The sequence below is a fragment of the Secundilactobacillus pentosiphilus genome (assembly GCF_002217985.1).
Taxonomy (GTDB): Bacteria; Bacillota; Bacilli; order Lactobacillales; family Lactobacillaceae; genus Secundilactobacillus; species Secundilactobacillus pentosiphilus.
The window spans coordinates 1-13,028 of sequence record NZ_BCMI01000028.1 but is presented as its reverse complement, the minus strand read 5'-3'; the positions used below and the strand labels follow the sequence as shown (position 1 = coordinate 13,028).

The following is a 13,028-nucleotide window of genomic DNA, read 5'->3' as shown; positions in this document are numbered from 1 at the left end:
CTTCAGAGGAAATCATTTTTACATGGAATAAGGTTCTTCAGCTGAATATAAATGAACTATAAAAATACCGCTGAAACTAGTGATTTCCAGCGGTTAATCAGTTTTAGGCAGAAAAATATACTCACGGCTAAAATACCAGACGTGCTTATGATATATCATCTTTTTTTGTTTTTTTTGCTGGATGAATAGTCTTTCGCCTGCATTTTTTCGATTTCCGTTTTAAAACGTTTCTGGCGTTGTTTGTTTGTCTCATCCCAGATTGTTCCAAGCACACTTTCACCGACGACTAATACTACCAACTTTGCAATCAGGCTACCATGAACCGAAGTAACCATTACCCAAATCATAAATCCTAAAAACAAAATCATTGGAATAGCGCCAAACCATTTAGGTAAATACCTCATCAAAACATATAGTATTGCAGCAATTGCCATTCCAAGCAATAAACCCTTTAGCTCACTCATTTTTCTCCTCCTGATAGCTTTTGAGAATTTCTTTTGCTGAAGATAACGGTAACTTTTCGTCAACTACCATTTGCATTACTTTAGATTCAAAGCTGTTCGTTCCAATTTGTGACAAAATTTTAATCTTCTCGATTAGCCGGTCTACACGAGTGCGAACCGTGGGATAACTGACGTCGTATATCTTTGCGAGCTGTTTCAAAGATCCAGATGCAAGTAGAAATTGTTTGATGAACTCCTGATCTTCTGGAGAAAGAGATAGAAACCAGTCCACATTTGCACCTCCTTTAATTATGTTAAAGTAATTTTAACATAGTTAATAATTTAATCAATGTTAGTTTAATAAAAATTAAATTAATAAAACATCTTTATAACGCTTGATAACGTATCAACAGAAAGGATTATGACAATGGTATACAAGCATCAAAGTGAATTAGAACGAGACAAGATCGAAATTTTATGGAAACAAGGTAATACTCAAGCAGACATCGTTCGTGAGTTGCATCGTAATCTTAGCACTGTGAAGCCCATTATAAAGTGCAACAAAGAACTTATTAGCTCCCACATTATGCGTTTTCTAACATAGAAACTCTTTAATAGCAAATTTTCAAATAACGATTAGGACTTTGGAAGATGGGTAGTTGATGCTTAAGCATCCCTTCTGTATTTATAGCAAAGTATCGAATAATCAGTATAATGCAATATATACTTTACATTTCTTAAAATGCAATATATAATTTGCATGGAGGCTGAAGTTATGACCAATACAAGAATGAAGGCTCAACGGAAAAAACTGAATATGTCACAAACCGAACTGGCACAAAAAGCTTCCGCAACTAGACAAACCATTGGTTTAATCGAGGCTGGTGAGTTTAATCCCTCTCTCAAATTGTGTCTTTCAATCTGTTATGCTTTGGACGTTACTCTGGACGAAATATTCTGGGAGGATCAATCTCATGAAAAAGAAAACTAAATTGGATGAACGACAAGAACAAGTGTTACTCAAGATTGAACATTACGGATTCTGGCTATTCTTCTGGTTGACGTTTCTCAACATTTTGGTGATGCCTCTTGTATCAAAAGTTTGGGCAATTGGATTAACTAGTGGATCCTTCTTATTGGTTTGTGCTGTAACAATAATAGCTTGTGCATGGAATGGCATATTTGACCGGCATTTCAGTTTGAGTATGAAAACCAACGTTTTAACGGCCCTACTTGCTGGCTTATTCGGTTTAATAGTGATGACTGTACAAAATCATGCGATGTATGAAGTTGATTGGGGTCATGCATTACTTGCTGGTTTATTTACAGGAGTTTCAATCGGCATTATAACTTTTGTACTTATGTGTATCGTTTCGAGCGCTACAAAACGTCGACTTAAAAAGCTGAATAAGGAACCGCAAGATAAAAGCTGAGTTAGAAGTGCCTATAATGAAAAAATATTAGTCGCCATCCTAACATTCATTTTGATAGCGATAGTGTTCGCAAGTTTAGTAACTAACTGGTTTACTGCTAAGTCACGAGTTAATCTGCTAGACTTTAGTGCTGTAGGACTTATAGAGCATTCTTTCATAGCTTTATTTGTCTACGGTCTATCCTTTGCACCTCATGGAGGATCAAACAAAAAATTCGATGAGATACTAAAGGAGAAGTAGCTTATGGATGATAAACTATCTAATAAGATTTTGATGATATGTGCAACGATTGCAGTTTTTACGTTGCTAGGTAGTCTTATATTGTCACATGTATGGCATTTTAATTTCTGGAATGACGGCACAAAAATAAGTGCAATTTGTTTTCTAACAATCTTGGGATACTTTACGCATCATTCCTCATTAAACTGAGTTAAACATATCCAAGCTGAGATTAATTACTGAACATTAGTTTGACTATTTTTATTGAATTTTAATTGTGAAAAGCCAGGTTTCCTTAGACAAGGAAATCTGGCTTTTATTTTAGTAGAAAATTTTTGATTGCACACACGAGCACCTCATATTAGCAGACAATCTTTTTATTGATCCGGTGGGCATTTACTAAATTTGATTTGCCATCTGTTTAATATTTAATTTTTTTAGTTCCTGTCTTTTGAACTTTTTGATTGCAAAGTTAATTGGATGTACAAAATGCAATGATAATCCCTTCTGTGATTTCCATCGTGCATAAAAATCTGAATCACGTTCGGCTATAACCAAGCCTATTCTAAATTCATTTTGAATTTGATACTTTGAGCTTTTGATTGCAAGCATTCCCTTACCCACACGCTCTTTAGATACGCGACTATTCTGCTCAAGACATTTAGCTTCAAGTTTATCCATCGTATTTTTATAATCATTGATATACTGAACTTTTCTGGAAAAGATTGGGCTGTTCGATAAACAACCAGTTGTCTTACCAAGTTCAGCGTCTCGTATGTCAGCTAAAACACTTTGCATGTTTACGAGTGGTATAAATACAAAATCACGATTCTTACCTAGCTTTTCCTCGCAATTTATTAATGCATTTGATATAGATTTTTTTAGTACACCTGTTTCGTCAAGGGAGTCGCTAGTTATTTCTGTAAAACATGTGATAAAAGCAGGCATATCAAGTGAAAGTTTGTCTAGCTTCCCCTCAAACTTATCATCAATTAGATTATCTTCCTGTTCTTCGCTATTCGAGGTAAAAGTGTGAATGTCTGATAACCATAAATTCTGTAATTGAAAGAAATCATCTATGAAGTCGTTGTCAATGAACTTAATATAGCCAATTATATTTTTCAATTTTAATAAAATCTCCTAATCCATCCAGTAATGTGATCCCACGGTGGAATTTCAAGTTAATTATTGGTTTAAACCAAGTAAAACTGAAGTTCCAGTACCAGTTTACTAATGTCATGGTGGAAACAAAACCTTTACCGAATCATTTTTGATATTGAATACAAAAATACTTTAAGGCTAATTACTCACTCTATTACTCATCAATTGAATGGTTTCCATTATTTTGAGAATTGTCTACTGCATGAGTTGTCTCAGAACTCGTAATATAGTCGCTTTGCTTTTTGCTTTCAGGGTCTACGTCATTGAGTCCTTTGTCAGTATCTCTAACAAAATCATTTACTCCATACACGACACGATTATCGTGATGAATGAAATCCTGATAAGCTTGTTTCTCTTTTACAGTTAGTTTTCGAGTTTTTGCAATGCCGTCCATATTACTTGTATAGTCGATAATTTCGTTTTCTTCGCCTTCAGAAGCAAAGACAGTCTCCAGAACCTCTCCTCGTTCAGTACCATAAGTGATCTTCAGTGTAACCATCAGGAATGGTACTCCAAGTAGCCTTGGATAATTTACAATTGCAATTTCTTGTCGAGCTTCAATAACGGGTATTTCAATGTATTCAGTACGAATCTGTTGATTCAGCTTCTTTTTATCAACTGAGTGATGCTTTTCCAATACGTTCGTTACCTCTGAACCGCAAGCATAGATCATGGTTACTTTACAATCATACATATCATGGTTAGAGACGTTCCGTATTCCCAGTAATGTCGGTCCAAATCTATCTGAAGTAATGAAGCCAATCTTCTTTCGACCTTTGAATTTCTTGGGCTTTTTTAAATTCATCATGTATGGGTCCATTGTATGTTTGGTTTTGTTTAACCAAATTAATGAACTTTTATTATAGTAAACTGTTTGACCCAAATTGAGTTTATTAAGATATCTAAAACTCGGACGTGGCCTGGCACTAATATCCTTATTCTGTTCAACCAGTGATTCTTTATTGCGTTGTAAATTTAGCTGAAAAAAAACAATCAAAACTGGGAAAATCTCTAACCCTGCAGCTGCCCAGCCCGCTAACACAATAAAATTTCGAATTCTTAGGTAATACATAAGTGAAGCGCCAATAATTACTCCTAAAATAATACTTAAAATTAGTACCCACCAAAAACCTATAAACCATTTTGAACTTTTCAATTTTTTCACTCCTAGAGGCCTTTACTAATAGTCTATACCTTAAAAAATGGAAAAGCAGGATGACTATACGTAAATATACTCTATTTCAATCCTAAAAGATTGATCTGGGTTATGCTTCTTCTCAATTAAGAAATGTACTTTATTTTATGTGTGTTTGCTTTAAACTTGAAACTGACAGAACAGGTATAATGAACTTTATATCTATTAAGAATAAAGTACATTCATTGATAAAGTCCATTTTAAAGATTATGTACTTTATAGCTTTAACTACTGTTATACCAATATTTATATAGTTTATAAAATAAAGTACAAAAAAATTCACTTTTAGTAAAAAAAGTAAATTTCGAGCCTTTTTTCGCAAAAAATGTACTTTATTTTCTGTTTTACTCTAAGTAAACTAGTGAGTTTTAGAAAAACCAGATTTCCTTTTTTGAGGAAACCTGGCTTTTTTGATTCCACCTAGAATATTTTTGCGATTCTTTCCATTCAGAAGCTAAACAAAGTGCCGTCTCTTTCGGCGGTAGCCTTTACCGTAGGACAAGATTTCATGTGTCGTTTTCGATAATATAATAACTTTTGTGGTGATGATTATTAAACAATCATTACTAAATTAACTGGCTTTAAAACCCTGCATACCATAGAGAGTGGCTAAATACTGATGTACCACCTTGAGAGTTACAGAATTGTGTTTGACGAAAATCCAGTCCAAAACGATCATAATTGTCGAAAAACAATGCTCAATCAATAAATCAACTGGAATAATATGCTCATTGACAAATGAATCCGTGAAAATATCGTGAGCAATAGTCACCATATATTCGTGCAAACTTCCCTTTAAGAAGCCATCAGAGTTATGTTTTAGTACCGTTTGCAGATAAGCATTATTCTGGTTGATTAACCGATATAAGCGATCAAAGCATTCGATGATGCTCGTATTTATATCATTACGGGAATGCCACTTGCAATTAAGATTGGCCCAATTTATGAACGTCAAAAAAATATGTTAGACCGTGGCTTATGGCTCTTGACCCATAAAACGCTGTTAGTTAATCTATTAGCGGATGAGTTACAGCCTAAAGGTATTAAAGTGAATGCCCTCTTTCCAGGGGGTGTGAAGTCTGACTTATTGCCGTGGACTAAGAACCTAACCAATGAATCTGTCCCAATTGCTGAGATCATTGCTAGTGAGGATAAATATCAGCATACTACCGGTCAATTCTTTGATGATCAAGGAAAAATAGTGAAGTTAAATCACCGGAAGTACAATGCAAAACGTGCTAGAAAAATTCTTGATAAATATCTGTAGTTTAACGATGTCCACTGTTATATGTTGCTGAACTAAAAGAAGAACCTCAAATTAATGGGGTTCCTTTTCACTCGAATGTTAGTAGTGACATAAACTGAATTTGTACACTTTATTTTTTCTGTTTTCAGTTTGAATTTATGGTAAATGATTTCTTCTAAATGAACTTTATGTTCTTTAAATATAAAGTTCATTTTTTTATAAAGTCCATTTTATAAATTATGTACTTTATAGCGCTGAGCCCCGTTAAATCAGTCCTTAAATCATTATTAAAATGACGCCTTTTTACTTCAGCGAGGCGCTATAAATATAGATATGTTCAACGATTCAATTACCTACAGCAAGGCTCAAGATTATTTCTATAATCATTAAGAAGAGGTAAGGAACGATAGATCCTATTATAAGGCATAAGAAGAAATTAATTTTAGTTCTGCAAAGCCGCGAGACAAGAAGATCAGCCCAGATAAAGTAATCAATTGTCATTAAACCACTTGATATACTGTCAATGTTCTTGAAAAAAGAGATTAAAATAGCTGAAAATAAAATAGATATGGCTATTACAAGAATTATAAAATATTGGTTCTTTGTAAACTGATCTGCAAAGCTGTCTTTTATTGACTTAAAATTGATAATTACCGACTCCTAAATTATTTAACAACAGTAGTATATCATATAGTTGTTTTAGAGAAAAAACGTATTCCTAGATTTATTCACTGCTAACAATCCTAGATCACAATACTACAAAATCGATCGCTGATTCAAAGCTATTTTCAAGATGTTCATAAGAATACCGAAAACTTACTAATCAGTTATTATCTTAATTTAGTTTTCCAATCTTTTGGGTTCACTCCAATTTGCTTCAAGTCGTTAAAAAACAAACTCAACTGTTCCAGTTTAAGATTATTTAAAGTTACTAGGATTATGTAGCTTATTTGATAACTGGTCGTCAGTCCGCCAGGTACCGTAAGAAACAAACGGTAACCCTTTTAGAGACAAATGGTTGCTATTTTTGTATACATACATATCTATCTTATATTTTGGTTTAACTTGATACATTGCATAATGATAAGCAATCTGAGAATTATCGGGAACTTTTTTATGAAAACCATTTTGCTTTCCAGCTAAGTTTCCTAAACTATCTGATAAATATGTGATATCTTTCTTTGTTGAAATACGTTTAATCTTTTTCCCAGAAGCATTATATACGAGTACATAATCTTGAGTTTGAGCTGATTGAATCTTATTAAACATAGAAAATCCAAACCAAATCACGATGATAGTTAATAGTGCAATTAAACCAATAGTTATATACTTTTTCATCGTATCTCATCCCTTTTATTTTCAAAATCAATACTCGATATACCGTCTTTCAAATTATAAACTGCAAAATATCGACAATCACTTGTTCTTTTATTATATTTTTCTTATAGCCGATAATAATACTTATACTTGATCTTTTCAACTAAAGATCGATTCTTGCAACAGTAAAAACGCGCCATCATAATAGCTGAATAAGGAACCGCAAGACAAAGACTGAGTAAAGGTGCCTACAATGAAAAAAATATTAGTAGCAAACCCCAACGTTCATTTTTAAAGCGATTTGACCGAGAGACCGAACTGATTGGTTATTCTAAGGCTCACTTGACTGTAGAAGCTAAGAGTAAAGAACCACCAAACAAATTTGATTGTTTGGTGGTTCTTTTACACTGTAAGCATCAGAATCCGGCTACTAGATTTACATCCTAAATTATACAATAATTCCGAAATACTTTTTTAGTACCAGGGACAAATCTGAGTCATCAATCTCTGATACCTGGCGCTGACCAGACTTCAATACGGTCAGTGTTTTTCCCTGCAGGTTAGCAAATCCGTCGGTATAGCGTACCGATACCTGCCGTTCTTCGTAAGCACTATCTCCACTTGATCTTAATAAAGATTGGCCGTAAAAATCACAGAGATATTGCTGGATGGGTGTCATTTGCATTAGTGACATGTCTTGACCCGTATTTTGCGATCGTCGGATCAGTGTATACCAACCAGAGTGTTCTGGATTAGACGTGTTATCGTCTGGTGATATGCCACTTTTTCGAAAGTAAAAGGTTTCTTTTTTCACTGTCTGTAATTCATGTTCCTTAAATTCAATGGAACCCGAAGGCACTGGACCACCATAGCCAACGTCGGCAAAGCGAGCTTTGCCATTCAAATAAATCAGAATAGCGCAATGAGTTGCCGGCACTGGACAGGGTTCCGCATGCTGAAGCGGTCGACATGGGCACAGCCACGCATCAAAACCCAGTGCTTTTAGCAGCAAAGAAAAGGCGCCATTGAGTTCAAAACAGAATCCACCTCTGGCCTTCAATAAAATCTTTTTCATCAAGCTTTGCGGATCAATATGAACAGGTAAATGAAAATCCGTGATGTCTAGATTCTCAACGGGAAAAACCAGCTGATGTTTCCGAACAAGCTCGTCTAAATATTGCTGAGAGGGTGTTCGCTGTTCGATACCCAATTTTTTTAAATATAAATCCTTAAATTCCCGTGGTGTCTCAAAATAATTCTCCCATGTCATGCCTCTGGACCATGCCACTCTATCACATCCAACCCTTAAATTTAATTTTACACAATTGAAGCTTATTATAGCCTGCCTAAATCATCAAAACAAGGGCCACTATAATGGCCTATTCCTGTTGTTCTGCTTGATGATTGTTCGACCTCCATTTGTGGTGATGCAGTTATTTTTCCACGAATTGAAACGAACGGATTTAGAGACTACCAGCTTACTAGCTGATCTGGCGGATGAAGGCTGTCATGCACTGAGTACGTGAAACGCATCAGCCGTATCATTTGTGCACTGTCGGTGCAGTATTTGACCAGCAAATCGCTCGGGCTAGTGAGCGGTTAAAATCAAGCCTCTAAAATATTGGGTTAGTTTGTCTCCACTCTACTTTTGTGCTTAAATTAATTTAAACGGGGGGATTGTGATGAATAAAGGACGTTTAGAGGCATTTACCGATGCGGTGATCGCAATTGCCGCCACTATTATGGTACTGGAACTTCGCCCACCTGAAGGCGTGAGTTTACAGGCCCTTAGTACTGACTGGCCAATTTTACTGGCGTATATTTTCAGTTTTACCCTGATTTACGTGGTGTGGTACTCGCATCACAATATTTTTAACAAAGCGAAAATCATTTCTACTCGGACATTCTTACTTAATGGGCTGTGGCTCTTTGCGTTAACTCTAGTGCCCTTTTCCACCGCTTGGGTGGGTCAGCACGTAGCCGACACTTTGCCTGAGGTTGTCTACCTCGTCGTTTTGTTGTTGTGGTCAGGCACCTTTCAGCTGATGGACATCTCAATCATGAAGGACAACCCCAACATCGTGCGAGATGTCTCTAATCAACTTGGCGTACGGTTGCTGCTGTATGGTGGCTATGTATTCGGCATTATTTTGGCTTTTATTTGGCCGATTGGCTCATTGCTGACGGTTGGCGCAATTAGCGCAATGCTTTCAATTGATTTGTTGCGGGTTGCGCCCACGTCACCTAGTAAATAAGCAGTTATAACAGTTAATAATAACAGCAGTTCTCCTAATTACGATGAGGAGAACTGCTGTTTTAACATTTCAGAAGTGATTTGCGTACTTTATGGTTTTAAACAATTACTTTGATCGACTTAAATCTGATGTTTACTTAACTAACCAGAAGCCAAGCAGAGCCAATCCACCAGCCCCTATCATAAATAGCAACATGGTGACAACCAAGGTAATTTGATCTTTTAGTTCGTTGCGGTGACGCTCATTTTCATCGATGACTTTATTTTTCTCAAAGGCAACGATCTCACTATAAGTTTTCAGCTGATGCTGCCCTTTCCAGCGCTCTATTTTAATCCCGGCATAAAATGAAATATTTACCAGTAAAACAGGTAGTACTAAGCCCCACCAGCCCCAAAACTTAACGGATGGTCCAATCGACAATGCGCTTAGTCCTAGCATGACAGTCATTAACCAGGCCCACTTGCTAGTTCGTGCGTAGCTTAATTCTCGTTTCATTACGGCCACGTCCCCTTTCAATAAATCATCCACAGAAACATCAAACAAGGCACTTAACCGCAGCAGATTTTCTATATCTGGGTAACTGTGCCCGGTTTCCCAGTTAGAAATCGTTTGCCTCGATACATACAATTTTGCAGCAAGTTCGTCCTGCGTTAGTCCTAATCTTTCTCGGTTAAGTCTGATTTGCGTTTGAATGTCCGTTGCCATCACCTCCTGTTCAATCTTAATGTAGCGCATAATTAAGATATTTTCAGCCAAATTTGGTTGTCATTGGGGATTTAGTGGTGTCAAAGTGAGTTGACATCTCTTTGAAACCTGAAGTTTAGGCGTTGAATTTTAGAAAAACCAGATTTTTTCGAAGTTCGTTTGTATGTTAACCGCGTGTAGAAGGGAAAAAGAAAGCAAATAATTTGCTTTGCGATAGCGGACAAGCTATCATGTAATTATGAAAAAAATAGTATTTGATTATTACGGCCTGATTGTCGCAGAACGTCAATTAAGGGTTAAAAAATTGGAAAACAATCTCTATGAAATTCGTTCGAAGCGCGCTTCAAATATTCAGAGAGCTATCTATTTCCAAGTACAAGGTTCTCAGTATTTGATCACAAATGCGTTTACCAAAAAAACGAACAAAACACCGGAAAGTGAAAAAATGATTGCTCGAAATCGGCGCAGTCAGTATTTTAATAAGGAGAATAAGCAATGAGTAAAATTGATGAATATGTTGCTGAAAGAAGTCAAAATAATCCTGAGTTTGCAAAACTCGTTGAGCAGGAAAATATTAACTTAGAAGTCGCGATTAAAGTACGTGAACTACGTGAAAATATGGGGATGAGTCAACGTGATTTTGCCGGTCTAGTTGGTAAACCTCAATCAACTATTGCTAGAATTGAAAATGGCTCAATGAATGCCTCGACTAAGCTATTATCTGAAATCGCCCAGGCAACTAATCAACGATTAACAATTCAATTTAGTCCTGCTTCTTAAGAGCAGCTATCAAAAGTGTACGTTATTTAGCTTCCTAATTTTAAATAATGTCATGACAAAAGCCAGGTCTCCTTAGAAAAGGGAATCTGGCTTTTGCTGACTTTTGCACATTAATCGTCATTTTTTCGGCAAACAGCGAAAAATATCATCTGAGTTGGATTTTGCCACCACCCTGCTTTTATGCTTAAATTAATTAAACAGCGGAATTTTGATGAATAAAGAACGTTTAGGGACAATTACTGACAGTCCGTGCAATTAGCGCAATGCTTTCAATTGATTTGTGGCAGGTTGCGCCCACGTCACCTAAGCAATAAAACTGACATTTTTCGGAGGCCAACATGATACAAACCATTTTTCTAGTTGAAGATGAACCCACCATTGCACACGCTATTGCCGAATATTTGACGCAGTGGGGCTATACGGTCACCACCGTTGACGATTTTGCACACGTTGACGTTGAAATTGCTGATAGTGCGCCTAATCTAGTACTGATGGATATCCGGCTACCCTATTTCAATGGTTTTCACTGGCTGGAATTACTGCGGCAAAAATCGAAAGTACCGGTGATCTTTTTAACGAGTGTGAGTGATGACATGAATTTGGTCATGGCGATGAACATGGGCGCGGATGATTTTCTGACCAAACCGATTGAACTGCCGGTTCTTTTAGCAAAGATTCAAGGCCTGCTTCGCCGGACTTATGAATATCAGCAAACTGACGGTATTTATCATGCTGGTCCGTTTGAACTGGCTGCCTTAGATAATCGCGTCACCCGAATCAAACACAATACTACCCCAGCCCAGAGCATTGACTTGACACCAACCGAAACACGCATTGTGCGGATGCTCTTTGAAACACCGGGTTCAGTCGTTAAACGCGAGGCCATCATCCGTAAACTTTGGGAAAATGATGCCTTTATCGACCAGAATACATTAGCGGTCACCATGACCAGACTCCGGCAAAAAGTTGCCCCAATTGGGCTTGATACCGCTATTCAAACGGTTCGTGGCACTGGTTATCGATTGGCGGTGACGCCTGATGCATGATTTTGTGGCGTATTTGAAGGCTCGAATGCTAGTTTGGATAATCTTGCTGCTGGTCTTGATTATCAGCGCGGGGATTATCTTTCTTGAAGATCTGCCGTTTATTGCTTTACTAGATGGCTTGGTGATTGGGGCTGCCTTTCTCTTGCCGATACTCACTTTTGATGCTTACCGTTGGTTGACTCAATACCGCCAGTTAACGGTGACGCCTGAGGAAGATCCGCTCTCCCACATGCCGGCACCGGTGAACGCCATGGATAAACGCTATCAGGCAATCATTAGCACCCAGAATCAGCTACGACTTTCTACTCAAGTTTCAGTTCAACAACAATCACAGGCGCTCAGTGATAATTTTGCATTATGGAGCCACCAGATGAAGACACCGTTAGCCGCTCTGGACCTTTTGCTCCAGGTACCGCCCATTGATATCAAGGAAGCAAGGACTGAAGTCAAACGGGTTGATCGTTACGTCCAGATGATGCTGACCTACATTAAGATGAATGACGTGAATCGCGATCTCGTATTGACATCTGTACCACTTACGCCACTGGTCAAACGCGTTGTTCGTGACCTGGCTGATCTCTTCATTGGTAAAAATTTGCCAGTACAGGTGGATCCCTTACCCACAGTCGTAACCGATACCCAGTGGATCAGCTTCATTTTTGAACAGATCCTCACCAATGCTGCCAAATATACCGAAACCGGTAGTGTCCACGTCTATGCCAAAGGTGATGCAATTGTGATCGCTGATACCGGTATTGGCATTGCTGCCACCGATCTGCCCCGCTTGTTTGAACCCGGCTTTTCAGGCTACAACGGCCGGATGAATCAAAAAGCCAGTGGTCTTGGATTAGCAATGAGTCAGACGATTGCCGAAAAGCTCGGTCTCAAGCTTAGCGTAGACTCCCAGGTTGGCGTTGGCACAAAGGTTTTCTTGCACCTAGCGCAGCAAACCTGGAAGAGTGAATAGATTACACAAACAAGCACGACTAGATGTGGTTTTAACTAGTGGTGCTTTTTAGCTTACAAAAATGTAAGGTTGGGTGTCGCTTCGTAAGTATCAACTTTCCTATCGGGGAGATATGATAGACACATACGAAATCAAGGGCGAGATGCCAACTCATCACGTCATTCATTCAGGAGGAAAAAAGATGCCAATTCTAGAACTTAATAACGTCGTGCGATAATCCCTTTATGGTTGTCAGATGAAATACAATAATTCATCTGATGA

Annotated in this window: 15 protein-coding genes; 8 read left to right on the top strand and 7 right to left on the bottom strand. The window is 37.5% G+C overall.

Annotation, left to right across the window (positions count from 1 at the left end; all coding sequences use genetic code 11):
* Positions 1–155: 155 nt before the first annotated feature.
* Positions 156–464, bottom strand: coding sequence for a hypothetical protein (locus CES81_RS11020; RefSeq protein ID WP_089121804.1), 309 nt, complete (start codon positions 462–464; stop codon positions 156–158).
* Positions 457–735, bottom strand: a complete 279-nt coding sequence (locus CES81_RS11015) for a DUF2089 family protein (protein WP_263850013.1) — start codon at positions 733–735, stop codon at positions 457–459. Before CES81_RS11015 ends, CES81_RS11020 begins: the two co-directional genes overlap by 8 nt.
* Positions 736–1,218: 483 nt before the next feature.
* Between CES81_RS11015 and CES81_RS11010 the strand changes: the two genes are divergently transcribed.
* On the top strand, positions 1,219–1,434 hold the full coding sequence (locus CES81_RS11010) for a helix-turn-helix transcriptional regulator (protein WP_089121802.1): 216 nt from the start codon (positions 1,219–1,221) through the stop codon (positions 1,432–1,434).
* Positions 1,418–1,876 carry a DUF6773 family protein gene (locus CES81_RS11005; protein ID WP_089121801.1) on the top strand — a complete coding sequence of 153 codons (459 nt, stop codon included), beginning with the start codon at positions 1,418–1,420 and terminating at the stop codon, positions 1,874–1,876. The genes CES81_RS11010 and CES81_RS11005 overlap by 17 nt, the downstream gene beginning before the upstream one ends.
* A gap of 618 nt (positions 1,877–2,494) precedes the next feature.
* On the opposite strand, the gene CES81_RS10995 is transcribed toward CES81_RS11005, so the two are convergent.
* Entirely contained in the window at positions 2,495–3,220 is a 726-nt protein-coding gene (locus CES81_RS10995) for a hypothetical protein (RefSeq protein ID WP_089121799.1), read from the bottom strand.
* A 190-nt stretch (positions 3,221–3,410) separates the two neighbouring features.
* Positions 3,411–4,412, bottom strand: coding sequence for a hypothetical protein (locus tag CES81_RS10990; protein WP_089121798.1), 1,002 nt, complete (start codon positions 4,410–4,412; stop codon positions 3,411–3,413).
* A 952-nt stretch (positions 4,413–5,364) separates the two neighbouring features.
* On the opposite strand from CES81_RS10990, the gene CES81_RS10980 reads away from it, so the two are divergent.
* A complete protein-coding gene (locus CES81_RS10980; RefSeq protein ID WP_089121796.1) occupies positions 5,365–5,718 on the top strand; it encodes a Rossmann-fold NAD(P)-binding domain-containing protein in 354 nt (117 codons plus the stop codon).
* 897 nt (positions 5,719–6,615) lie between these two features.
* Here the strand turns inward: CES81_RS10980 and CES81_RS10975 are convergent.
* Both CES81_RS10975 and CES81_RS10970 read right to left on the bottom strand, forming a co-directional pair.
* Positions 6,616–7,035, bottom strand: a complete 420-nt coding sequence (locus CES81_RS10975) for a hypothetical protein (RefSeq protein ID WP_089121795.1) — start codon at positions 7,033–7,035, stop codon at positions 6,616–6,618.
* A gap of 427 nt (positions 7,036–7,462) precedes the next feature.
* Positions 7,463–8,302: an arylamine N-acetyltransferase family protein gene (locus tag CES81_RS10970; RefSeq protein ID WP_145993346.1), complete on the bottom strand. Its 840-nt coding sequence runs from the start codon at positions 8,300–8,302 to the stop codon at positions 7,463–7,465.
* A gap of 394 nt (positions 8,303–8,696) precedes the next feature.
* Between CES81_RS10970 and CES81_RS10965 the strand changes: the two genes are divergently transcribed.
* The gene (locus CES81_RS10965) at positions 8,697–9,269 is read left to right on the top strand and encodes a TMEM175 family protein (protein WP_089121793.1); all 573 of its coding nucleotides are present in this window, start codon (positions 8,697–8,699) and stop codon (positions 9,267–9,269) included.
* A 132-nt stretch (positions 9,270–9,401) separates the two neighbouring features.
* Here CES81_RS10965 and CES81_RS10960 read toward each other — a convergent pair whose 3' ends face one another.
* Positions 9,402–10,025, bottom strand: coding sequence for a helix-turn-helix transcriptional regulator (locus CES81_RS10960; protein WP_145993345.1), 624 nt, complete (start codon positions 10,023–10,025; stop codon positions 9,402–9,404).
* A 187-nt stretch (positions 10,026–10,212) separates the two neighbouring features.
* On the opposite strand from CES81_RS10960, the gene CES81_RS10955 reads away from it, so the two are divergent.
* The 4 genes from CES81_RS10955 to CES81_RS10940 all read left to right on the top strand — a co-directional run bounded on the left by CES81_RS10955 (position 10,213) and on the right by CES81_RS10940 (position 12,767).
* Positions 10,213–10,473: a type II toxin-antitoxin system RelE/ParE family toxin gene (locus CES81_RS10955; RefSeq protein ID WP_089121791.1), complete on the top strand. Its 261-nt coding sequence runs from the start codon at positions 10,213–10,215 to the stop codon at positions 10,471–10,473.
* Positions 10,470–10,754, top strand: coding sequence for a helix-turn-helix domain-containing protein (locus tag CES81_RS10950; RefSeq protein WP_089121790.1), 285 nt, complete (start codon positions 10,470–10,472; stop codon positions 10,752–10,754). The genes CES81_RS10955 and CES81_RS10950 overlap by 4 nt, the downstream gene beginning before the upstream one ends.
* 338 nt (positions 10,755–11,092) lie before the next feature.
* Complete coding sequence (locus tag CES81_RS10945; protein ID WP_089121789.1) at positions 11,093–11,800, top strand: response regulator transcription factor; 708 nt, start codon at positions 11,093–11,095, stop codon at positions 11,798–11,800.
* A 25-nt stretch (positions 11,801–11,825) separates the two neighbouring features.
* Entirely contained in the window at positions 11,826–12,767 is a 942-nt protein-coding gene (locus tag CES81_RS10940) for a sensor histidine kinase (protein ID WP_180949794.1), read from the top strand.
* The last annotated feature ends 261 nt before the right edge of the window (positions 12,768–13,028 follow it).

Bases quoted from the DNA above. Each gene is read 5' to 3' on its own strand.
- CES81_RS10955 (WP_089121791.1), top strand. From the start codon at position 10,213: ATGAAAAAAATAGTATTTGATTATTACGGCCTGATTGTCGCAGAACGT.
- CES81_RS10940 (WP_180949794.1), top strand. From the start codon at position 11,826: ATGCTAGTTTGGATAATCTTGCTGCTGGTCTTGATTATCAGCGCGGGG.
- CES81_RS11020 (WP_089121804.1), bottom strand. From the start codon at position 464: ATGAGTGAGCTAAAGGGTTTATTGCTTGGAATGGCAATTGCTGCAATA.
- CES81_RS10980 (WP_089121796.1), top strand. From the start codon at position 5,365: ATGCCACTTGCAATTAAGATTGGCCCAATTTATGAACGTCAAAAAAAT.
- CES81_RS10950 (WP_089121790.1), top strand. From the start codon at position 10,470: ATGAGTAAAATTGATGAATATGTTGCTGAAAGAAGTCAAAATAATCCT.
- CES81_RS10975 (WP_089121795.1), bottom strand. From the start codon at position 7,035: ATGAAAAAGTATATAACTATTGGTTTAATTGCACTATTAACTATCATC.
- CES81_RS11010 (WP_089121802.1), top strand. From the start codon at position 1,219: ATGACCAATACAAGAATGAAGGCTCAACGGAAAAAACTGAATATGTCA.
- CES81_RS10945 (WP_089121789.1), top strand. From the start codon at position 11,093: ATGATACAAACCATTTTTCTAGTTGAAGATGAACCCACCATTGCACAC.
- CES81_RS10965 (WP_089121793.1), top strand. From the start codon at position 8,697: ATGAATAAAGGACGTTTAGAGGCATTTACCGATGCGGTGATCGCAATT.
- CES81_RS11005 (WP_089121801.1), top strand. From the start codon at position 1,418: ATGAAAAAGAAAACTAAATTGGATGAACGACAAGAACAAGTGTTACTC.